18 protein-coding genes are annotated in these 21,768 nt (G+C 71.4%); 9 read left to right on the top strand and 9 right to left on the bottom strand.

All coding sequences use genetic code 11. The features are described from left to right. Positions 1 to 13: 13 nt before the first annotated feature. The gene (locus tag ACLJQM_RS41605; RefSeq protein ID WP_410635830.1) at positions 14 to 1,273 is read right to left on the bottom strand and encodes a cation:proton antiporter; all 1,260 of its coding nucleotides are present in this window, start codon (positions 1,271 to 1,273) and stop codon (positions 14 to 16) included. A 182-nt stretch (positions 1,274 to 1,455) separates the two neighbouring features. Here ACLJQM_RS41605 and ACLJQM_RS41600 point away from each other — a divergent pair, with 182 nt between their 5' ends. Both ACLJQM_RS41600 and ACLJQM_RS41595 read left to right on the top strand, forming a co-directional pair. Then, positions 1,456 to 1,800 carry a hypothetical protein gene (locus ACLJQM_RS41600; RefSeq protein ID WP_410635828.1) on the top strand — a complete coding sequence of 115 codons (345 nt, stop codon included), beginning with the start codon at positions 1,456 to 1,458 and terminating at the stop codon, positions 1,798 to 1,800. Between the two features lie 39 nt (positions 1,801 to 1,839). Beyond that, the gene (locus ACLJQM_RS41595) at positions 1,840 to 3,183 is read left to right on the top strand and encodes a cytochrome P450 (RefSeq protein ID WP_410635826.1); all 1,344 of its coding nucleotides are present in this window, start codon (positions 1,840 to 1,842) and stop codon (positions 3,181 to 3,183) included. 4 nt (positions 3,184 to 3,187) lie between these two features. On the opposite strand, the gene ACLJQM_RS41590 is transcribed toward ACLJQM_RS41595, so the two are convergent. Further along, positions 3,188 to 6,844 carry a family 78 glycoside hydrolase catalytic domain gene (locus ACLJQM_RS41590; protein ID WP_410635824.1) on the bottom strand — a complete coding sequence of 1,219 codons (3,657 nt, stop codon included), beginning with the start codon at positions 6,842 to 6,844 and terminating at the stop codon, positions 3,188 to 3,190. Positions 6,845 to 7,202: 358 nt separating this feature from the next. On the opposite strand from ACLJQM_RS41590, the gene ACLJQM_RS41585 reads away from it, so the two are divergent. Beyond that, positions 7,203 to 8,660 (top strand): alpha-L-arabinofuranosidase B, encoded by a 1,458-nt coding sequence (locus ACLJQM_RS41585; RefSeq protein WP_247023076.1) that lies wholly within the window; start codon positions 7,203 to 7,205, stop codon positions 8,658 to 8,660. Here ACLJQM_RS41585 and ACLJQM_RS41580 read toward each other — a convergent pair. The 4 genes from ACLJQM_RS41580 to ACLJQM_RS41565 form a co-directional block, all read right to left on the bottom strand. Further along, on the bottom strand, positions 8,626 to 9,936 hold the full coding sequence (locus tag ACLJQM_RS41580) for a DJ-1/PfpI family protein (protein ID WP_410635822.1): 1,311 nt from the start codon (positions 9,934 to 9,936) through the stop codon (positions 8,626 to 8,628). The two genes, ACLJQM_RS41585 and ACLJQM_RS41580, sit on opposite strands and share 35 nt — an antisense overlap. Position 9,937: 1 nt before the next feature. Next, positions 9,938 to 10,327 carry a hypothetical protein gene (locus ACLJQM_RS41575; protein ID WP_410635820.1) on the bottom strand — a complete coding sequence of 130 codons (390 nt, stop codon included), beginning with the start codon at positions 10,325 to 10,327 and terminating at the stop codon, positions 9,938 to 9,940. Positions 10,328 to 10,421: 94 nt separating this feature from the next. Then, positions 10,422 to 11,075, bottom strand: coding sequence for a response regulator (locus tag ACLJQM_RS41570; RefSeq protein ID WP_410635819.1), 654 nt, complete (start codon positions 11,073 to 11,075; stop codon positions 10,422 to 10,424). Then, complete coding sequence (locus ACLJQM_RS41565; protein WP_410635817.1) at positions 11,072 to 12,193, bottom strand: sensor histidine kinase; 1,122 nt, start codon at positions 12,191 to 12,193, stop codon at positions 11,072 to 11,074. Before ACLJQM_RS41565 ends, ACLJQM_RS41570 begins: the two co-directional genes overlap by 4 nt. 99 nt (positions 12,194 to 12,292) lie before the next feature. Between ACLJQM_RS41565 and ACLJQM_RS41560 the strand changes: the two genes are divergently transcribed. The 3 genes from ACLJQM_RS41560 to ACLJQM_RS41550 all read left to right on the top strand — a co-directional run bounded on the left by ACLJQM_RS41560 (position 12,293) and on the right by ACLJQM_RS41550 (position 17,248). Then, positions 12,293 to 14,866 (top strand): glycosyltransferase, encoded by a 2,574-nt coding sequence (locus ACLJQM_RS41560; RefSeq protein WP_410635815.1) that lies wholly within the window; start codon positions 12,293 to 12,295, stop codon positions 14,864 to 14,866. Next, on the top strand, positions 14,866 to 16,314 hold the full coding sequence (locus ACLJQM_RS41555) for a radical SAM protein (RefSeq protein WP_410635814.1): 1,449 nt from the start codon (positions 14,866 to 14,868) through the stop codon (positions 16,312 to 16,314). Before ACLJQM_RS41560 ends, ACLJQM_RS41555 begins: the two co-directional genes overlap by 1 nt. 91 nt (positions 16,315 to 16,405) lie before the next feature. Further along, positions 16,406 to 17,248: a GH25 family lysozyme gene (locus ACLJQM_RS41550; protein ID WP_360770836.1), complete on the top strand. Its 843-nt coding sequence runs from the start codon at positions 16,406 to 16,408 to the stop codon at positions 17,246 to 17,248. Here the strand turns inward: ACLJQM_RS41550 and ACLJQM_RS41545 are convergent. Next, on the bottom strand, positions 17,245 to 17,487 hold the full coding sequence (locus ACLJQM_RS41545) for a hypothetical protein (protein WP_410635813.1): 243 nt from the start codon (positions 17,485 to 17,487) through the stop codon (positions 17,245 to 17,247). The two genes, ACLJQM_RS41550 and ACLJQM_RS41545, sit on opposite strands and share 4 nt — an antisense overlap. A 131-nt stretch (positions 17,488 to 17,618) precedes the next feature. Here ACLJQM_RS41545 and ACLJQM_RS41540 point away from each other — a divergent pair, with 131 nt between their 5' ends. From ACLJQM_RS41540 to ACLJQM_RS41530, 3 genes are all read left to right on the top strand, one after another. Further along, positions 17,619 to 18,839: a GDSL-type esterase/lipase family protein gene (locus ACLJQM_RS41540; protein WP_410635812.1), complete on the top strand. Its 1,221-nt coding sequence runs from the start codon at positions 17,619 to 17,621 to the stop codon at positions 18,837 to 18,839. A gap of 81 nt (positions 18,840 to 18,920) precedes the next feature. Next, complete coding sequence (locus ACLJQM_RS41535) at positions 18,921 to 19,307, top strand: hypothetical protein (protein ID WP_410635868.1); 387 nt, start codon at positions 18,921 to 18,923, stop codon at positions 19,305 to 19,307. Positions 19,308 to 19,332: 25 nt separating this feature from the next. Then, positions 19,333 to 19,683 carry a ClpX C4-type zinc finger protein gene (locus ACLJQM_RS41530; RefSeq protein ID WP_247023087.1) on the top strand — a complete coding sequence of 117 codons (351 nt, stop codon included), beginning with the start codon at positions 19,333 to 19,335 and terminating at the stop codon, positions 19,681 to 19,683. Here the strand turns inward: ACLJQM_RS41530 and ACLJQM_RS41525 are convergent. After that, positions 19,673 to 20,506 (bottom strand): SAM-dependent methyltransferase, encoded by an 834-nt coding sequence (locus ACLJQM_RS41525; protein ID WP_410635811.1) that lies wholly within the window; start codon positions 20,504 to 20,506, stop codon positions 19,673 to 19,675. The two genes, ACLJQM_RS41530 and ACLJQM_RS41525, sit on opposite strands and share 11 nt — an antisense overlap. A gap of 1 nt (position 20,507) precedes the next feature. Next, a complete protein-coding gene (locus ACLJQM_RS41520) occupies positions 20,508 to 21,728 on the bottom strand; it encodes a pentapeptide repeat-containing protein (RefSeq protein ID WP_410635810.1) in 1,221 nt (406 codons plus the stop codon). Positions 21,729 to 21,768 lie beyond the last annotated feature (40 nt).

Genomic DNA, 21,768 nt, shown 5'->3' with positions numbered 1-21,768 from the left:
GCGGATCTACACATCAGGTCGCCGGGAGGTGGCCGCCCATCCGTTCGATCCGCTGGATCGCCGGTTCCGCGATAACGCCGTGCACCAGCACCGACACGGCGACGGCGAGCGCGCCGACCCGCCACAGCACGTCCTGCTGCGGCACCGGGAGCCGGTTGAGCGCGTAAGCCAGGTAGTAGAGCGTGCCGATGCCGCGGACGCCGAAGAACGCGATCGCCGCGGTGGCCGGGCGCCCGGCGGAGCTGCCGAACAGCGAGAGCCAGCCGATCACCGGCCGCACGACCAGGACCGCGGTGACGGCGATCACCACTTCGAGCACGCGCAGGCCGCGCAGCAGCCCGTCGCCGATGGCGAGCCCGAGCCCCAGCAGGGCGAGCGGGACGAAGAGCCGCTCCAGCTGGTGGCCGAAGGCGTGCAGGACGCCGTGGTAGTCGTGCTCCCGCTCCAGCTTGCGGACGACGACCGCCGCGACGAACACGGCGGCGAAACCGTTGCCGTGGGCCACTTCCGCCAGCGCGTACGGCAGGAAGGCGAGCGCGAGCAGGACCAGTCCGTCGCCGTATTCGGCCAGCCGCAGCCGGTCCGACGACGTGTGGAAGATCGCCCAGCCGAGCGCGCGCCCGGCGAGCAGCCCCACCAGCACGCCGATCGCCACGGGCAGCAGGAGGTCCACCAGCACCCACGAGAAGTCGAGGTTCGGCCTGCTGCCCGCCAGGGCGAGGCCGAGGAGGACGAACGGCATGGTCAGGCCGTCGTTGAGCCCGGCCTCCGTGGTCAGCGTGAAGCGGATTTCGTTGTTCCTGGCCAGGTCCGGTTCGACGTCGGGGTGCGGCACGCCGACGTCCCCGGCCAGCACCGGGTCGGTCGGCGCCAGCGCGGCGGCCAGCAGCAGCGCCACCCCGGGGGCGAGCGCGAGCCACCAGTACCCGAGCACGGCGATCACCGCGATCGACAGCGGCATGGTCAGGGCCAGCAGCCGCCACGTCGAGCCCCAGCGCTTCAGGCCGAACCGGCGGTCGACGGACAGGCCGGCCCCGGCGAGCGCGACGAGGATACCCAGCTGGGTGAAGGATTCGACGCCTTCCAGGTGGGCGGCGGGATCGCTCCAGCCGTTGCCGTAGGGCGCCGGCAGCGGCAGCAGGCCCAGCACGATCCCGGCGATCAGCATCACCAGCGGTACCGAGAACGGCCGGTCGGCCACGAGTTTCGGGACGATCGCGGCGGCGAGGGCGAGCAGTCCGGCCACACCGAACAGCACCGTCAACGACGACAAGGGTTCCTCCTGCCCGCTCAAGCCGTGCCGCCCGGGCGGGAGGTCCGTGCCGGGACCAAGCCGAGCGTGAGCCGGGTCCGCCGTCGCCCCGGATCGGCCGTGCCGGAGTAGCGTTGGCCGTCAAGGTGCGTCGCGCCCGGAGTTCCCGGCTGTGCGTGCGGCGAAACCGGTGAGGAGGCGGCGTGACGGCGAGCAACGGGGCCGGCCGGCCGTGCCGGTTCTGCGGCCGGAACCTCTACCCGCGGGTCCCCGGCCGGTCCGGGCCGATCTGCCTGGACTGCGTGCGGGCCGGCCTGCGGGTGATCCGGGACGGCGCGGACCGCCGGACTCCGGCGGGTGACGTGCTGGCGGCGGTGACGTCGCCGCTGGCCGCGGTCTGCGACTTCTGCGGCCGTCGCGAGCGCCGGACGTTCCTCGGCCTGCGGCGTCCGCTGCTGCGCGTGGACTGCGCCGCGCGGGACGCGGTGATCTGCGCGGACTGCCTCGACCACGCGGGGGACGTGCTGAACGTCGCACTGCGCGGCTGACGGCGTTTCCGGCGGGGCGGCCCAGGGTAGCCGGGCGCCATGACCTCCACCCAAGGGAAGATCGACACCGCTTCGGTGGCCGAGACGGTCAAGGTCGCCATCGGTGTGGCACTGCCCACTTTGGTCGGCGGGGTGATCAAGCGCCGCCCGCCGGCGATGGCGCTGGTTGAGAAGCTGCAGGCCGACCGCCCGGCCGTGAAGCTGTTGCGGCGCCTGCGCGAGCGCCACGAGGGGCGGCCGCTGAAGCTGCGCGTGCCCGGCCGGTCGGTGGAGCTGGCGTTGTCCGGTGAAGACGTCGGCGCGCTGCTGGCCGCCGCGCCGACGCCGTTCAGTCCGTCCACAGTGGAGAAGCGGGCCGCGCTGCGGCACTTCCAGCCGCACGGCCTGCTGATCTCGGACGCGGCGGAACGCGAGCCGCGCCGGGCCTTCACGGAAGCCGTGCTCGAGCCGGGCCGTCCGCTGCACGAGCTGGCCGGGCCCTTCGCCCGGGCGATCGCGGACGAGACCGCCGTCCTGCTGGGTGAGGCGACCCACGAGGGCGAACTGAACTGGGACGCCTTCAACGTCGCTTGGTGGCGGCTGGTCCGGCGCGTGGTGCTCGGCGAGCGGGCCCGCGACGACGAAACGCTCACCGACCTGCTGGAGAAGCTGCGCTTCGACGCGAACTGGGCGTACGCGCACCCGCGGCGGAAGCGGGTGCGCGCGGAGTTCCACGAACGCCTGACCGCCCACCTCGGCCGAGCGGAGCCGGGCAGCCTGGCCGCGGCGATCGCCGCCACGCCCGGCGACGGCACGGCGGCCGACCAGGTGGCGCACTGGCTGTTCGCCTTCGACGCGGCGGGCATGGTGGCCTTCCGGACCCTCGCCCTGCTGTCCACCCACCCGGCGGCGGCCGATCGCGCCCGCGGGGAAATCGCCGGGATCGACCCGGGGGAGCCGCACCAGCTGAGCTACCTGCGGGCGTGCGCACTGGACGCGATCCGCCTGTGGCCGACGACGCCGATGCTGCTGCGCGAGAGCACCGAAGAGACGCCGTGGGGCCCGGCGGGGACGACGGTCCTGGTCTACACGCCGTTCTTCCACCGAGACCCGGAGCTGCCCTACGCCGACAGCTTCGCCCCGGACATCTGGCTGGACGGCCGCGCGGCGGCGAACCCGGCCCTGGTCCCGTTCAGCGCGGGCCCGGCGATCTGCCCGGGTCGTGACCTGGTCCAGTTCTGCGTCAGCACGCTGCTGGCGAACCTGCTGCGCAACCACGCGTTCGAGCAGACGGCGGGCGGGGTACTGGCCCCGGACCGCGCACTCCCGGCAACCCTGGACAACTTCCACCTGAAGTTCACCGTGCGGCCGGTGCCGCCCCGCGAAGGCGGCGGCACCGGCTGACTCCCTACGCGGGAGCGGTGAACACGTACGAACCCGCCGGCACGAAGTACGTCCCCGCCGCCGACGGGACCGCCTCCGCCGGGGCCACCACCGCGCCCGGGTTCGACGTCGGGACCTTGACCGTCGCCGACGACCCGGGCGGGACAGTCACCCGCAGCGTCAGCCTCCCGGCCGACACCGACCAGTCGCTGACAGCGCCGCCGTACGGCGTCTCGTAGGCCGACTTCGCCGACGTCAACCCACCGCCCGGCCTGGGCGCCACCAGCAGCGACCCGTACCCCGGGGACGCCGGTGACAGCCCGCCGACCGAGCGGTACAGGAAGTCGCCCACCGAGCCGAGGCCGTAGTGGTTGAACGAGTTCATGCCCGGGTCGTTGAAGGTGCCGTCCGGCTTGATGCCGTCCCAGCGCTCCCAGATCGTCGTCGCGCCGTGGCCGATCATGTAGCCCCAGCCGGGGAAGCCCGGCTGCAGCAGCACCTGGTACGCGACGTCGGCGTGGCCGTGCGCGGCCAGCACCGGCAGCAGGTTCTCGACGCCGAGGAAGCCGACGCTGAGGTGCCCGTTCGCCGCCGCCACCCGGGCGGCCAGCTTGTCCGCCGCCGGCTGGACGCGGGCCGCCGGGAGCAGCCCGAACGCCAGCGCCAGGACGTACCCGGCCTGGGAACCGGACCCCACCGTGCCGTCGGCCTGCGAGAAGCGCGAAGTGAACGCCGCCCCGATCTGGTCGGCGAGCGTCCCGTACTTCGCCGCGTCCGCCGTCCGGCCGGTGGCCGCCGCCATCCGGGAGACCAGCCGCGCCGACCACGCGAAGAACGCGGTCGAAATCAGGTCCTGCGCGGTGTTGTCGTTGACGTTGAGCCAGTCCCCGAACGTCTGGTGGTCGCGGATCAGGTCCGCGCCGGAGGTCGAGCGCAGGTACTCGACCCACTTGACCATCGCCGCGTAGTGCTCGTCGATCACGCCGGTGTCGCCGTAGCGCTGCCACAGGGTGTAGGGCACGATGACGCCCGCGTCGCCCCAGCCCGCCGTGCCCGAGCCGCCCAGCACACCCGGCGCGACGTCGGTGAACGAGCCGTCGTCGTGCTGCGCGTCGACCAGGTCGTCGCTGAACTTGCCGAGGAAGTTCGCGACGTCGAGGTTGAACGTCGACGTACCCGCGAAGATCCCGATGTCGCCGGTCCAGCCGAGCCGCTCGTCGCGCTGCGGGCAGTCGCTCGGGACGGACAGCATGTTCGACCGCTCACCCCACAAGATGTTGTGCTGCAGCTGGTTGACCAGCGCGTTCGACGTCGTGAACGTGCCCGTCTGCGCGCCGGACGTCCACATCGCCCGGCCGGTCAACGTCGAGGCCGTCGGAGCTGACGGCAGGCCGGTCAGCTCGACGTACCGGTAGCCGTGGACGGTGAACCGCGGCTCGTACGTCTCCGCGCTCCCGGTACCCGCCAGGGTGAAGCGGTCGGTCGCCTGCGCCGCGCGCAGGTTCGTCGTGTAGATCGTGCCGTCCGGGTTGAGTACTTCGGCGTGCCGGACGGTCACCGTCGTACCCGCCGCTCCGGTGACCGAAAGCCGGTTCCAGCCGCTGAAGTTCTGGCCGAGGTCGGCCACCCACACACCGGGCTTCGGCTGCGTCCACGCGACCGGCTCGAACTCCTGCTGCACCGTGACGCGGTTGTCCACTTGGGACACCAGGTTCGGCTTCGCACCGGACCGCAGGCGGGGTGCCGCCCAGCCGCGGTCGTCGAAGCCGGGCCGGTCCCAGCCCGCCGGGGCGAGCCGGGCGTCGTACGTTTCGCCCTGGTAGAGGTCGTCGGCGCGGATCGGGCCGTCGGCGGTCTTCCAGGTGCCGTCGGACGCGACCGTCGTGCTGGTCCCGTCGGTGAACGTCAGCACGAGCTGCGCCGAGTACCACGGCTCGGTGCCGTACTTCTGGCTGCCGGCGATGCCGACGCTGCCGGAGTACCAGCCGTTGCCCAGCATCGCGCCCAGCGCGTTCTCGCCCGGCCGGATCTGCCCGGTGACGTCGGAAACCCGGTACTGGACGCGTTTTGCGTAGTCGGTCCAGCCGGGTGCGAGGACCTCGTCGCCGACCTTGACGCCGTTGAGGTGCGTCTCCTGCAGTCCGAGCGCGGTGGTCAGCAGCCGCGCGCTGGCCACCGGCTTCGAGACCGTGAAGCTCTTGCGCAGCAGGGGAGAGGGCGCCGAGACGGCGACGTTCGCGCCCCACGGACCGGTGCCGTACGCGGTCAGCGCGCGGGCCGCGGTCCACGAGCTGTCGTCGAACGTCCGCTGCTGCCAGCCGTCCGGGCCGGTCTGGCTCGCCTTCCACGAGCCGTCGGTGCTCACGGCCGGTCCACCGGGGACGGTCAGCTTCGCGATCAGCCCGGCCGGGCTCTGCGTGGTGTTCTCGGCGCTGATCGCGACCGTGTTGGACCCCGCCGTGAGGAGGCTGCCGACGTCGACGACGGCGGCCGTCTTCCACGAGTCGGTGACCCGCGGGGAATCGCTCACCTTCGTGCCGTTGACCCACACGGTCGCGGTGTCGTCGCCGGTCACGACCAGCGTCGCCTTCCCGGGCGCCGCCGCGAGGTCCACGGTCTTGCGGAAGAACCGCGTGGCCGGGGGCACTCCGCCGAGCGGATCGCCTTCGGGGTACCAGATCCAGTTCGCGCCGGCCAGGTCCGGGCCCGCGGTGGCGCGGCCGAGGAACGCGCCGGTCCATTCCGTCGTCGGCGCGCGCAACGCGGTTTCGAAGCGCTGCACAGCGCTCCAGCCGCTCTGCCGTCCCTGGCCATCCCAGACGCGGACGCGCCAGGTGTACGCCGTGAGCGAGGCCAGCGCCGGACCGCCGTAGGCCACGTCGGCCTGCTGCGCGGAAGCGACGCGGCCGCTGTCCCAGACGTCCGTCCCGCCGGCGGACACCACGAGCTGGTACGCGGACTGCCGTTGCTGCGGTGCGGAAGAGCCCAGTTTCCAGCCGAACCGCGGCTGCGCCGGGTCGACGCCGAGCGGGTTGACCCGCTGCCCGACCGTGGCGCTCGCGACCGACAGCGGGGTCTGGTCCGAGCCGTTCGGCGCACTGATGCCGGTGCCCCACGGTGCCGTGCCGAACGCGCCGAGGTCTTGGGCCGCGGCCCAGCCGCCGTCGGCGAAACCGGGCTGTTCCCAGCCTTCCGGCGCGGTGGTCGCGCTCTTCCAGGTGCCACCGGTGGTCACGTCCGTGGTGCCCGAGCCGGTGGTGACGCGCAGCCGCCCGAGCAGGCCCGCCGGTCCGCCGGCGTTGCGGGCGGCGACGGCGAGGGTGTTGACGCCGGGCTTGAGCGCCGGCTTCAGGTCCACGGTCAGCGCCGTCCGCCAGGAATCCGCGGTGCGCGCGGAGGAAGCGAGCGGCGTGCCGTTGAGCCAGACGTCCGCGGTGTCGTCGCCGGTGACGGCGAACCGGGCGTCGGTGACGGCGCCGGCCGGGATGGTGAACGTCGTGCGGAAGTACCGGGTGGCGGCGGGCGCCGAGACGCGGGCGTCGCCTTCGGGGTACCAGATCCAGTGCGCGCCGGCGAGGTCGACGGGTGGCGCGGCGCCGGCCGGGGGCACCGCGGCGGCCGAAAGGACCAGGATCGCGGCGAGCGTGGTGGTGGTCGCGCGCCAAAGCTTGGAGGGCAGCATACGGGCTCCCTGGTGGCGGGGATGGGCGACGAATTTGAACGTTTCAATAAGACGTGATACGTGACTGTAATGACGAACTCACACGTTGGCAATACTCCACCGGGGCGCACGCGCTGCATCGGTGCAGGTAAATGTAAATCGTTTTAGATCGCAAGGATGTCCGTTTCGCGACTGATGGGGGCGTTGACGAACGGGGGATCGGACTGGATAGTGCTCGCTGGTAACGCTCACATCATTCGGCCAAGCCATGGAGGCTTTTATGTCTCACCGTCGAGACGGCAAGAATGTTAGCGCTAACAGTCGGCCGAGGTTTTGGCTCTCGCTCGCCGGTGCCGTGGTACTGGCACTCGCGAGCTTGATGACCGCCTCGACCGCGTCGGCCGCCGCTTCGCTGCCGTGCGACATCTACGGGGCCGCGGGCACACCGTGCGTCGCCGCGCACAGCACCACCCGCGCCCTCTACGCCGCCTACAACGGCCCGCTCTACCAGGTCCAGCGCGCGTCCGACGGCGCCAAGACGAACATCGGCCTGCTGGCCGCGGGCGGGTACGCCAACGCCGCCGCGCAGGATTCCTTCTGCGCCGGGACGACGTGCCTGATCACCGAGCTCTACGACCAGTCGCCGCGCCACAACGACCTGACGATCGAAGGCCCCGGCGGCGCGGGCGGGCAGGACACCGGCGTGCCGGCGGACGCCCTGCCGGTGACCGCGGGCGGCCACCAGGTCTACGGCGCTTCCTTCTCCGGCCGCATGGGCTACCGCGACAACTCGACGTCCGGCGTCGCGAAGAACGGGCAGCCCGAAGGCATGTACATGATCACCTCCGGCACCCACGTGAACGGTGCCTGCTGCTTCGACTACGGCAACGCCGAAACGAACAACCAGGACACCGGCAACGGCCACATGGACGCCCTCAACTTCGGCACCGAGTGCTGGTTCCAGCCCTGCCACGGCGCCGGCCCGTGGGTGCAGGCCGACCTCGAGAACGGGTTGTTCCAGTCGAGCGCGGGCGGCAGCCAGAACACCGCCAACACCGGGATCACCGCGCCGTTCGTCACCGCCCTGCTGAAGAACAACGGCCAGAACTTCTTCGCGCTCAAGGACGCCAACGCCCAGTCCGGCGGCCTGCGGACGACGTACTCCGGTCCGGAACCGACGCGCGCCGGGTATTCGCCGATGCACCAGGAAGGCGCGATCGTGCTGGGCACCGGCGGGGACAACAGCAACGGCTCGATCGGCTCGTTCTTCGAAGGCGTCATGACCGCCGGGTTGCCGTCGGACGCGGCGGACAACGCGGTCCAGGCCAACGTCGTGTCGGTCGGTTACGGCGGCCCGACCGGCTCCACCGGCACCTTGAACCCCGCTTCGGAGATCTCCCTGCGCGCGACCACCGCGTGCTGCACGAGCGACTACATCCGCCACCAGAACGACAACGCGGTGATCTCGGCCGTCAGTTCCACTTTGGACAAGGGCGACGCCACCTGGATCGTCCGCCGCGGGCTGGCCAGCGCGTCCTGCGTGTCGTTCGAATCCCGCAACTACCCCGGTGACTTCCTGCGGCACTTCAACTTCCAGGTGTACCGCCAGCCGATGGACGGCAGCGCGGCCTTCCGCGCCGACGCGACGTTCTGCCCGGTGACCGGGAAGAACGGCCAGGGTTCGTCGTTCCGGTCCTACAACTACTCCGGCAAGTACCTGCGGCACTACAACAACACCCTCTACATCGCCGACACCAGCGGCGCCCACGCCTGGGACGCCGCCGGATCGTACAACGACGATGTCAGCTGGGTCGTGGCCCAGCCCTGGGCGCCCTGATCCGGCGCACGGCCACGACCACCGCCGCGCCGAGCAGGATCAAGACGATCGGCACGGCGGTGGGCAGCCACGGCCAGGCCCGGCCTTCGAACACGACCCCGTCGGTGGGCAGCTCCAGCACCTTCGCCGTCCAGCGGGCGGTGGCCACGTCGGTGCTGCGCGCGAGCCGGCTCACCGCGGTGTCGTAGGCGAAGCCGGGCCGGTCGTGGACGTACTCGGGGGCCGGCCCACCGGCCGGTGGCGTGATCCCGCGGGCCGCGCCCGGCACGAGCAGCCGGTCGAGGCCCGGCGCGGTGAGCGCCGCCCGCGGCAGGAACGTCAGCCCGTGCCGCGACCGGACCGGGCCGCCGCCGGCGCTGAGGGCGAGCGTGCGCGAGGACAGCGACTGCCCCTCGGTGTCGAACACCGAGGCCAGCTCGATCTCCCCGACACCGTCGGTGAGCAGCACCCCGACGGTGTCGGGGTTCCAGCGGAACCCCGCGTTGACGATCGCGGCGGCGTCCGGGACCCCGGCGGGCGGCGTCACCGGCACCTGGGTGCCGTAGTGGCGCCAGCCGATCTTCGCAGCGGTGGCGGCCGCCACCGCGGGCCCGGCGAGCCGCTCGACCCAGTGCAGCGTCCCGTCGATGCCGGAGAGGACCCCGGCGGTGGTGACGACGTCGCCGTCGTCGACGAACCGCTGCCCGCGCACCCACTTCACGGCCGGGTACTCCTTCGCCCAGTCGTCGAGCTTCAGCCAGTGCGCGGTGGCCGGGCGCCCGTCGAGCAGCCCCGCCGAGGCGAGCACCCCGCCGCCGTTGCAGACGCTCAGCAGGTTCGCGCCGTGAGCGGCCTGGGCGCGCAGCCACGCCGTGACGACGTCGCTGCCGGGCTCGCCGACGTCCGGCAGAGCGAGTACGACGACCAGGTCCGGCGCCTTCGGGCCGAGCCGCGCGGCCAGGTCGTCGAAGCCGAAGTCCGGCACCAGGTCGAGGCCGCCGGTCAGCGGCTCCGGCTCGCGGTGCGGTGCGACCGTGTAGACGTTGAACTTGCCGGTCGAGGCGAGGATTTCGTACGGCGCCAGCGCGTCGGAGACGACGGCGCCGTGGTCGCCGACGACGATCACCGCGGTCGGCTTCGCCGGGTCGTGGGGGACCGGCGCCGCGGCCGGGAGGGGCCGCGCCGGACCGGGGGCGTAGAGGGCATCGAACGCCGAGAGGGCGGAGACGGTCGCGCCGACGGCCGGGACGGCGAGCACGGCGACGACGAGTGCGCACCACTTCAGGAAGGTCCGCACGTCAGTGCCAGTACTCGGCGCGGCGCCACACCATGGCGGCGAGCATCAGCGGGACCATGAGCACGTGCCCGGCGACCATCAGCGCGGTGCCGGAGAGCGCGCCGAGCCAGTAGGGCACGAGCAGCGCCACGAACGGCAGGTACATGGCGGCGGCCATCTCGGCGATCCGTGGCCAGGAGTGCCGGCGCAGCGCCATGGCGAGCACCATCGCGACGGTCATGTCCGTGGCCATCACGAGCGCTTCGACATCGGCCCGCTCGAGCCAGGCCGACGGCCACAGCGGGGCGAGCGCGACCATGCCGATCAGCATGGCGACGACCATTTCGACGTAGTGGCCGGCGAACCGGGCGAGCTTGCGGGTGGTGGATCTCGGTGTCTCGGCGGTGGTCATCGCGGGTCCCTCCAGGTTTCGTCCTGGACGAGAATCCCGGTCCGGCGCCGTGCTGCCAGGTGCCGGAAGTCATGACCCGGGTCATGTGACCGCGTCAGAGCAGGCCGAGGTCCCTCGCGCGCAACGCGGCTTGCGTGCGGTCGCGGGCACCGAGCTTGCCCAGCAGGTTCGTCACGTGGTTCTTCACCGTGCCCTCGGCGAGGAACAGCGTCGTGGCGATCTCGCGGTTGCTGCGGCCGCCGGCGAGCAGGCGCAGCACCTCGAGTTCGCGGTCCGACAGCGGTACGACCAGCGGCTGCGGCCGCGGCTCGGGCGCGTCGGCCAGCTGCGCGAACCGCGCGACGACCTTCGCGGCGACCGAGGGCTGCAGCACGGACTCCCCGCGCGCGGCGGCCCGCACCGCCTCGATCAGCCGCGCCGACGAGACGTCCTTGAGCAGGTAGCCGACCGCACCCGCGCGCAACGCGGCGAAGACGTCTTCGTCGTCGTCGAACGTGGTCAGCGCGATGACCTGGACGGCCGGGTGCGCCCGCCGCAGCCGCCGGGTGGCGCCGACGCCGTCGAGGACCGGCATGCGCAGGTCCATCAGGACGACGTCCGGGGTCAGCGCGGCCGCCTGGCTCAGCGCTTCCTCGCCATTGCCCGCTTCGCCGACGACGTCGATGCCGTCGTGGGTGGCGAGGAGGGTGCCGAGGGCTTCGCGGAAGAGGGCCTGGTCGTCGACGAGCAGGACGCGGACCGGCGTCATCCCGGGACCTCCATGCTCAGCGCGCTGCCCTCGCCGGGCGCCGAGGTGAAGTCGAGCTTGCCACCCAGGTTCTCGGCGCGTTCCCGCAGCCCCAGCAGCCCGAAGCCGGCGGGCGCACCGTCGTCGCTGCCGACGCCGTCGTCGCGCACCGAGACCCGCACCGACGTCTCGGCGTAGTCCAGCAGGAGGTCCACCCGCCCGGCGGACGCGTGCTTCCGGACGTTCGTCAGACCCTCCTGCGCGGCCCGGAACAGGGCCTCCCGGTGTGCTTCGGGCAGCGGGCGTTCGGCGCCGGACACGGTGAGCCGCGCCGGCACCCCGGCTTCGGTGGCCAGTGCCTCCAGGGCGTCCGGCAACGGCGCCGGCCGCGGTTCGCGCAGCGCCTTGACCGACCGGCGGACTTCCGCGAGGGCGTTCTCGGCCTGGTCCTGAGCCTTGGCCAGGACTTCGTCGGCCTTGCCGGGATCGGTCGGCAGCACCGCCCGCGCGGCCTTGACCTGCATCTGGACGACAGTGAGCGAATGCCCGAGCCCGTCGTGGATGTCCCGGGCGACCCGGTTGCGCTCCTGCGCCGTGGCCAGCCGTTCCGCCTGGGTGGCGTAGTCGCGCAGCTTCGCGTGCGCTTCGGCGAGTTCGCCCCGGGACCGCTGCTCGCGCACGAGGAGTTCGGTGATGACGGCCGCGAACAGCACCGAAACCAGGGTGCCGAGCCCTTCGCGCAGGCCTTCGCCGAGCGACATCCCGAGGTGCACGAGCGGCACCACGGCGATCACCAGCGCGACCACCGGGAGCGGCAGCCGCAGCAGCACGCACTGGCTGACCAGCACGACCAGGAACAGCGTCGCCCCGACGCCGGCGTTGACCGTGAAGACGAAGAAGGACAGCGGGAGCTGCACGGCGACGTAACCCGCCGCCCAGCCGAGCCGGCCGCGGTCCTGCACCCAGCCGAAGCCCAGTGTGGCGAGGGCGGCGAAGACGGCGCCCAGCACGAGGGAGAGCACGGGTTCCCCGGAACCGAGGACCCCGAGCACGACGGAGAGGAAGGCGCCGCAGGTCAGCACCCCGAGGGCCCGGTTCGTGGAGCCACTCTGGGGCGTCGCCGGGCCGCGGTCAACCACCGCGGACCGGAGGAAAGCGCTCTCTGCTCACGCGGCCGCCCGCCGCCACAACCCGTAGGCTGGCGGTGACGGCGAAGCCGAGACGGGAGTCCGACATCGATGTCAGTGCTCTGGGGCGTGTCCTTCGACGCCACCCCGCTATCCGGGGTCGTGGTGGAGTTCCTCAAGACGGCGGGCCGGCTGCGCGGGCGCCGGGTGCACCTCGACCTCGGCTACGACATCAAGGCCGACAAGGGTGCTTTCTTCCGGCCCTACCGCGACGAAGCGGGCCTGCTGCCGGACTGGGTCACGCTCGACCGCGTCGAGGGCGTCGAGCAGATCCGCGGCTACGACCGCGCGTTCGTCGAACGGGTGCTCCGGGAAGTGGTCCAGGGCGGTGACGAGACGCTGCGCCCGGAGATCGACCGGATCGCCGGGGAGCTGGCCACCCGCATCGTCGCGACCTGGGAACGCCTCGGCGTGACCATGGTGGCGGTCGAAAACGGGACCCTGCCGGAGAACCTGACCTACACCGAAGCGCTGTACCGGGCGATCGACCGCTACGGCGCCCGGCACCGGCTCGGCCGGTTCGTGTTCTGGCGCGACCACGACCTGATGTGGCAGAGCGAACCGGGGATCGCCAAGTACGGCCGGTTCCCGTACCCCGGCGTCCCCGCGCCGCGGAACTCGCCGCACATCCACTACTTCGCGCTCCACGAGCAGGCGAAGGCCCGGACCCTGGAATGGGTTCCCGGTCTGCGGAACATCGACGTCCTGCCCAACGCGTTCGCCATCGCCCCCGCGCGGATCGACGAGCGCAACGCCGGTTTCCGCCGGGACCACGGCATTCCCGCGAACGTCCCGCTGCTGGCCCGGATCACCCGGATCATCCCGCAGAAGCGCGTCGACCGGGACCTGCACCTGCTGGCGCTGCTGCCGGACGCCTGGCTGTTCGTCGCCGGCGACGTCGAAGAGGCACCCGCCGAGCACACCCGGCTCGTCGCGCTGGCGGACCGCCTCGGTGTGCGCGACCGCGTCGTCTTCGGCGGCTGGCTGACGCCGTACGACACGGCGCTGCCCGGCCGCTACTCGGTGCGCGACCTGCTCGCGCACGCGACGGTCGTGTCGTTCCTGACCTCTTACGACTACGAGAGCTACGGCAACCCGGTCAGCGAAGCCATCGCCTCCGGGACGCCGTACATCACCAGCGGGTACGAGCTCTACGACGTCGTCTACGGCGGGTTCCGGGCCCCGGTGCTGGACATCCGGGCGCGCGACCTGCCGGACGCGGCGTTCGCCCGCGAGGTGGCCGAGCTGATCACCGACGAAGGGAAACGGGCGGAAGTGGTGCGGGCGAACTCGGAACTCGGGCGGGCGCGGTTCGGCACGCCGGTCGTCGACGGCCTCGTCGACCGGCTCTACCCGCCGCCGATGGGGGCGGGCACGCGGCTGAGCGTCGTGCTGCCGGTGTACAACGAAGCCGCGAACCTGCCGGAGGTGCTGCGGACGCTGCACGACCAGCGCGACGGCGACGGGCCGCTCGACCGGGGCCGCTACGAGGTCGTGCTGGTGGACAACAACTCGACCGACGACACCGTGTCGATCGCCCGCGACTTCGCGGCGGCCCACCCGGACCTGGCGCTGCACGTCATCCACGAGTCCGAGCAGGGGGTTTCGTGCGCGCGGCGGGCCGGGATGGACTTCGCCGCGGCGCGCAGCCGCAACCGGCCCGACACCGATCCGGGGGAGCGGTTCTACCTCGTGTCGGCCGACGCCGACTGCCGCGTCGACGCGCACTGGCTCAGCGAGCTCTTCGCCGCGATGGAGACGAGCAAGGCCGCGATCGGCGTCTGCGACTACTACTACAACGCCGGGCACTTCACCGGCCGCCCGCGGCTGTGGGACGCGATCCAGCGGACGCTGCGGTGCCGCGCGGTGACGTTCTCGCTGTTCGGCGGCTTCCCGGACGGCAAGGGGTTCGCCGTCGAGCGCGACGCCTACGAGCGCGCCGGCGGCATCGAGATCTTCTACCAGCTGCAGGACGGGAAGTTCGTCAGCCACCTCTCCGACGACTGGGACTTCGGGATCAAGGTGGCCAGCGGCGGCGACGCGATCACGTACGCGCCGCGCTCGCGCGTCGAGATCAACCCGCGGCGCGTGGACCACGCCATCGACGAGGTGATCGCGGGCCGGGCGTACGGCTCGGACGGCATCATCGTCATGCGCGACATCCGGCCCGCGACGCCCGCCGCCGCGGCGGACCTGACCGAAGCCGAGGCGCGGCAGGCGTGGGAGTTCTCGATCAAGGACTTCACGCCGAAGAACACCATCCTGCCGGTGCTGCTGACCCCCGCGCTGCTCGAAGACGACGCCGTCATCGCGTTCTTCGGCGCGGAGCTGGCCGCCCGGCTGGCCCGGCGGATCGCGGAGATCCGGGACGAGATGCGCGTCGTCGACTTCACGCCGATCCACGCCTACAAGACGCCGTCGTACCGGCTGTACTTCGAATTCGCCGACGAGCTGTTCGCGTGCCTGCGGGAGCACGTCGGCGAAGACATCGGCTTCCCGCCCCCGCTGCCGCCGTGCTTGGCGGAGATCCCTCCCGCTCGCTTCGCGGAGTTCGTCCACTACTACTGCGAGGATCGCGAATCGGGGGAAGCCCACAACTACTTCGGCAACGGAGGGGTGTTCTGATGACGCTCGCCTACGAAGCGGCGATCGGGTCGCTGCACGGTCTCGACCCGGCGTGGCCCCGGCCCGCCGTGCTCGACGCCCTGGAAGCGCCCGAGAACCGGCACCTGCTCGAGTTCGTCCGCGAGGACCCGTTCGGGGCGCACGTGTTCCCCGGCAACGTCCCCGGCACGCCGGCGGAGTTCCTGCGCGACCTGGACGCGCAGCTCGCGTCCGCCGGCCCGATCCACCTCTGGTCCTACATCCCGACGTGCGCCTACCGCTGCCGCTTCTGCCAGTACCCGGTGGTGCTGGTGAAGGGCAAACCCGAGGTGACGTACGAAAAGGCGAAGCACTGGGTCGACCTGAACATCGCCGAGGCGAAGCTGTGGCTCGACGCCGTGCCGAACCTGGCCCGGGCCGAAGTGGGGGAGTTCAACGTCTTCGGCGGCACGCCGTCGCTGCTGCCGGAGCCGGAGATCCGCCGGCTGCTGGAGTTCTACCGCGCGCACTTCGGGTTCACCGGCGACACCACGATCCGCTTCGAGGGCGATCCCAGCACGTTCACCCCGGCGAAGCTGGACCTGCTGCGGGAACTGGGCTGCACCAAGCTGTCCAGCGGCGTCCAGTCGTTCGACGACCACGTGCTGGAGCTGTGCGGCCGCGAGCACAGCGCGGCGATGTGCGTCGACTTCGTCCGCAACGCGCAGCGCGCCGGGTTCGACTGGATCAGCATCGACCTCATGTACGGCCTGCTCGACCAGACCCTCGACAGCGTCCGGCGCGACCTGGACGTCGTGCTGGAGAACGAAGTCACCGCGGTCGTGTGCACGAAGCTGCACCTGGCGTCCTACAGCGACACCCGCACCGGCGTCACGGGGGAGAAGCCCGCCGCGTGGCAGCTGCCGTCCTACCGGGACAAGCTGGTGCGCGACGGCCACCGCTGGCCGACCCTCGGCGAGCAGTACCAGATGCGCGAGCTGCTCACCGACGGCCTGCGCGCGGCCGGCTACACCGAGCACCCGACGATGTACTTCGCGCGCGACGGCCTCGGGCCGGAGAAGTGGAAGTCCATCATGGTCGACCAGGACAAGCAGGAGGCCGAAGTCGCGATCGGGCTCGGCGGCAGCTCGAGCTGCCACGCGTCCGAGGCGATCACCGACGTGAACTCCCGGCGCTACCCCGAAACCGTGGCGGCCGGGCGCATCCCGCTGGGGTCGGCGACGCGGTTCACCCCGGAGGCACAGGAGGCGCGGGCGGTCAAGATGGCGCTGACGACGTTGCAGCCGCTGCGGGACTCGCTGCACCGCTCGCGGTTCCCCGGCCGGTCGCTGTTCGCGGAGCCGTGGCTGGGCAAATTCCGCTCGCTGGCCGCGCGCGGGCTCGTCCGGTTGGACCCGGACGACGGCGTCGTCGAACTGACCCGGGTGGGGGAGGTCCTCGTGGAAGCGATCATCACGACCGAGCTGTGAGTCACTACATCGAGTGACAGAAGTGTCGCGAAGAGCGACACGGGCGGGCAGCATGGGCTTCGGACGTGCCAGTACCGAGATCGGAGCCCGGATGAGCCGAAGCCTGGCCGAACAACCGAAGTGGCGGGCGCGGCTCGCGGGAGCGGGCGCGCTGGCCGCGCTCGCGGCGGTCGTCACCGCCCCGCCCGCGGCGGCCGCCCCCGACTATTCGCTGGCGGACGCGAACTACGCCGGCACGCAGATCGCGCTCCACGAAGGCGTCCAGGGCACCCCACGCCTGGACGACGTCGGGCAGACGCTCGGCCACGACGTCAGCGGGCACCAGGGCCCGGTCGACTGGGCCGCCGCGGCCGGCGCCGGCGCGCAGTTCACCTACGTCAAGGCGACCGAAGGCACCGGGTTCGTCAACCCGCAGTACGGGCAGCAGTACGACGGCGCGCACGCGGCGGGCATCATCCGCGGCGCCTACCACTTCGGCCGCCCGGACGTCTCCGGCGGCGCCGAGCAGGCGGAGTACTTCATCGCCCACGGCGGTGGCTGGCGCGCCGACGGCACGACCCTGCCGGGCGCGCTGGACATCGAGTACAACCCGTACGGCGAGGTCTGCTACGGCAAGAACGCGGCCGACCTGACGGCGTGGATCGCCGACTTCACCCGCACCTACCTGGCGAAGGTGAAGCGCAGCGCGCTGATCTACACGAGCACGGCGTGGTGGAAGCGCTGCACCGGCAACGCGGGGCAGTTCGGGAACACCAACCCGCTCTGGCTCGCGCGTTACGGCGCGGACGTCGGCGAACTGCCCGCCGGCTGGGACAAGCAGAGCATCTGGCAGTTCGCCCGCGGCGGCGGCCTGCCGGGGGACCAGAACTACTACAACGGCCCGTTCGGCCGCGTCCAGGCACTGGCCAAGGGCGCGGCGGCCGGCGGCGCTTAACGGCGCAGGGAGACGTCCGGCCACGGCGGCCGCCGCAGCACCGCGAGGGTGCCGAGCGTCGCGGCCACCAGGCCGGTCGTCACCGCCAGCAGGGCGACGCGCGTGGCGTCGACGGCCGGTTCCCACTTGACCTGGCCCTCGCGGATCGCGAACACCCCGACCGGGCGGCTGACGGGGATCACCGTGGTGCCGTCCTGCGTTTCGTACGGTTCGCCGAAGAGTGGCGGCAGCTGCTCCATCACGCCATCGAACCGTGCGGGTGCCTCCGCTGACAAGATCGGACAGAATCCTGTCGGTTCCGTGATCGGCTGCTTACGATCGGCTGCAGGGCCGTCGCCGCCGACTGTCCTCAGTGGACAAGGGAGCCGCCGTGCGCAGGATCGCCCTTCTGACCGCGTTTTCCGTGGCCGCGGCCGTCGTCGCGTCGGCGCCGGGAGCTGCCGGGGCCGGGCCCGCGTGGTTCACGTCGTGGGCGCAGTCGCAGGACGGCCGGGCCGACGCGCCGGTGTCAGCGCAGTCGGTGCGCATGATCACGCACCTCAGCCAGGGTGGCGACGCGGTCCGCGTCCGGTTCCAGAACACGTTCGGAACCGGCCCGCTGACCATCGGCCACGCGACCGCCGGGCCGAGCGCGGGCGGCGCCGCGGTGTCGGCGGTGCGCGGGCTGACGTTCGCCGGCCGCGCGGGCGTCACGATCCCGGCGGGCGGTGAGGTCTGGAGCGATGAGACCAAGCTGGTGACGAAGCCGGACACGAACCTGGCCGTGAGCATGTCCGTCGAGGGCACGGCGGTGGTGGGCCGCCACGGCGCGGCCCTGCGCGACAACTACCTCACCCCGCCGGGCTCGGGCGACCACACGGCCGACGGTCCGGGCACCGCTTATACGTCGACGGTCGGGTCCACGTACGTCGTCAGCGCGGTCGACGTGCACAACACGGCGCTGAAGGGCACGGTCGTCCCGTTCGGCAGCTCGGTGGTCGACGGCATCGGCAGCACGAACTGCGGCCCGGGCTGCACCCAGCTCGGCGCGGATCGCCGGTGGACCGACGACCTGGCGCGGCGGTTCGTCGCATCGTCGGCGCCGCTCGCTGTCGCCAACGCCGGCGTCTCGGGTACGACGAGCGCCCCCACGTGTCCCGGCATGCCGCCGTCGGTCGCGGGCCTGGACGCGGCGAGCCGGCTGGACCGCGACGTCCTGGCGCTGCACGGCGTCCGGTCGGTGATCTACTACTACGGCACGAACGACCTCGCGTACGGCTGCGACGCGGCGGCGATCCTGGCCAGCTACCGCGCGGTGTTCCAGCGCCTGCGCGCGGCGGGCATCGCGGTGTACGTCACGCCGAGCACGCCCCGCCCCGGCTACGACGACGCGGCGAACCTGGCCCGCCACGAGATCGGCCTGTTCGTGTCCAAGTGGAGCAGTTGCGGCGGAACGTGTTCGGGCGTCGTCGACTTCGACCAGGTGCTGAAGGACCCGTTGAAGCCGAACAGCATCCTCCCGGCGTACGACAACGGCGACGGCATCCACGCCAACGCGGCGGGTCAGCAGGCACTGGCCGATTTCGTGTCGGTTTCGCTGCTCGCCCGATAGGGGCCGGTTCTTCACACGATGGGCTGACCACGCGAGTCGGACCGGCGGTTTTGTGCGGGGATGCGCAGAGTACGCCGTGTGATCGCTGACTCGATGGACGACGCCGGGTGCTGCCTGCTGTCGGTGGCCTGGAACGTCGCCCCGTTGGCCGAAGCCCACCCGGATTCCCGCCGCGGCTCCTTGCGACGCCGCGTCGTGGCCGCGTGCCGCACGGCGGGCCACGGCGCCCGCGACTGGGCGGCGGCGCACGGGCCGGGTGTCGAGGCGGAGTACCGCCCGTTCCTCCAGCTGGCCGACGTCGCGTACGAGATCGCGACGTTGTTGTTGCTGGTGGAGGACTTCCTGGTCCCGGACCTCGAGAGGGAGCACCGGCGCTGGGCCGAGATCGAGGAGCTGACGGTCCGGTTCACGGAGCTTTCGGAGTGGACGTCGTCGTTCCTCTTGTCAGGCGCTCCCTTACGCTTGTAAGGTCAGCCCTGACAAGGGAGGTCCCATGGCGGTCATCGCCCGCTGTTCGTTCTGTTCGAAGCCGAACACGGAAGTGGAGACGTTGGTCGGCGGCCCAGGCGTCTTCATCTGCGACGGCTGTGTGCAGCTCTGTGTGTCGGTGATCGAGGGCAAGCCTTCCGACGCGCCGCTGATCGCTCCGTGGGAGCACGACCTGCCGCTGGCACAGGTCCTCCAGAACCTGGCTCCCGTGTCCGCGGCGACCACCCAGGTCCAGCAGAACCTGGCGGCGTGGGTCGGAAAGGCCCGATCACTGGGCGGCACGTGGTCCCAGATCGGCGAGGCATTGGGAATGACCCGCCAGTCGGCGTGGGAGCGCTTCGGTTCTACCGCTTGACGCCCACGCCGGCGTAGAGCCCGTCTTCCTCAGGATCGACGACGGCGGCCAACCGGTCCGGTCGCCAGTTCGCGGAGGTCGTCAGCCCGGGTTCGACGAGCTCGAAGCCGTCGAAGAGTGCCAGTACTTCGCTCTTCGTCCGCGGGAAGATGTGGTCCTGGGTCGACCGCATGGTCTCGGCCACCCGCGGATCGTTCAGGACGGCGAAGTCGTTCGTCAGGTGGGTGAGCGCGAGGTGGCTGCCGGGCGCGAGGACTTCACGGTAGTTTTTGAAGATCTCGCTGACGTCGGGGAGGTAGTGCCCGAGGGTGATGGCGAGCAATCCGACGGGTTTCCCGAGGTCGAGCAACCTCTTGGTGGCTTCGGCTTGCAGGACCGCGTCGGTATCGGTGGCATCGGCCTCGACGGCAGCGGCGTTGCTGTTCCCCTTGAGCAACATCCGGCTGTGCGCGACGGCGACGGGTTCGTAGTCGACGTAGACCACTTTCGCCGCGGGGTCGGTGGCTTGGGCGACCTCGTGGACGTTGCCGACGGTGGGGATGCCGGAGCCGAGGTCCAGGAACTGCCGCACGCCTTGGTCGAGCAGGAACCTGACTGCCCTCCGGAGAAAGGCCCGGTTCCGCCTGGCCACGGCGGCGACTTGGGGCTGGATGGCCTCGAGCCTCCGCGCGACCTCCCGATCGGCGGTGAGGTTGTGGGCCCCGCCGAGAAGGTAGTCGTAGATGCGGGCGGCGCTGGGCCGGGAAAGATCAGCCCCGGGCGGGATCCAGTCCGCCCCCTCCTGCTCGGTCATGGTCCATCCCCTGCAATCGGCTGCGGTCACCCTAGCTGGTCTGACTGTCGCTGTGCTTGTGCTTCGGGAGAACCAGTCCGGCAGGTGGGCTGTCCCACTCGTCAAACAGCGGTGGCCGGGACCAGTCCGCGGGGTCACGGAAAACGACGCGGGTCCCGGCGAATTCAGCCCCTTCGAAGGTCACAGGAGTTCCGCTGAAGGCGGACTCCGCGAAGAAGACGATCCCCTGCCTCAACTTCGCGCCGCCGAAGCTCACGTTGCCGTCCTGGAACTTCGTGTCCTTGAACGCGACCGTTCCTCCCTCGAAGCGTGCGTCGTTGAACAAGACGCGGCCCCCGGAAAATTCGGCCTCGGTGAAGTTGACCGTGCCGCCGGCGAACTCGGCCGTGTGGAAGCTGACGAGCGCACCGGAAAACTTCGCGTTTTGGAAGTGCACGTAGCCGCCGGTGAACCGGGCTCTCTCGAACAGGACCATACCGCTGGTGAACTCGGCGTTGCTGAAGTCCCCGCCGTCGAAGTGTGCCCCGGTGAAGTCGAGGTTTCGGCCACGCCACGAAACCTGCGCCTGAGGACGAAGGTGCGTGGAGATCAGCCGGATGATGGTGTCGCGGACGTGCCGCTCGCCACGATCGGCCGGATCGTGCTCGCTCCCCCTCGGCGCGGACGACGCGCCATGGCCGGGTTGTCGCAGTCCCAGTGTTCTGCTGTGACCGGCGGCCGGAAGGGAATTTTCCTCCGATCGATACGGCATGCGCAGGTACGCGCAGAGTACATCGATGCACGTCTGCCGCCCGGCGTACCAATCATCGGCCAGCCCACCCATGGCGTACACCCCGGCCAATCGCACGGCGGCCTTGTCCGACCCGAGCTGTTCCGCGGCCTTGGTGAACCGTTCGGCGAAGAACTTGGCTTCCTCGCGCCGTTCGGCCGCCTCGTTGAGCTGTTGCTTCCGATACGCGACGACCAGGGCCACGATCCCACCGATCCCACCGACGACGGTCAGCGTGATCTTCAGCAGGTTCAGGCTCTGATCCGCCGTCCACGGGGCGGTGACACTGATCCGCGGCCGTCCGAAGGCCCACCACAAGAGGGCCGCGATCCCGGCCGCGGTCGCAATGGCAGCCACGAGCAGAACGGCAAGGTTCACCCCGAGCGACATCCGCACCGTGTGCCGCGGAACATCGGAACGGCGTCGGCGCTTGAACGACGGCACCGCGAGCCTCCTCGTCGAAACTGTGATCACCCGGATCACGAGTAGTCGGCACCGCCGGGCTCCGCGTTACGGCCTCGGA

This window comes from Amycolatopsis sp. cmx-4-83, from assembly GCF_046548815.1.
Lineage (GTDB): Bacteria > Actinomycetota > Actinomycetes > Mycobacteriales > Pseudonocardiaceae > Amycolatopsis > Amycolatopsis pretoriensis_A.
The sequence above is the reverse complement of the archived record's forward strand: the minus strand, read 5'-3'. Positions and strand labels throughout refer to the sequence as shown.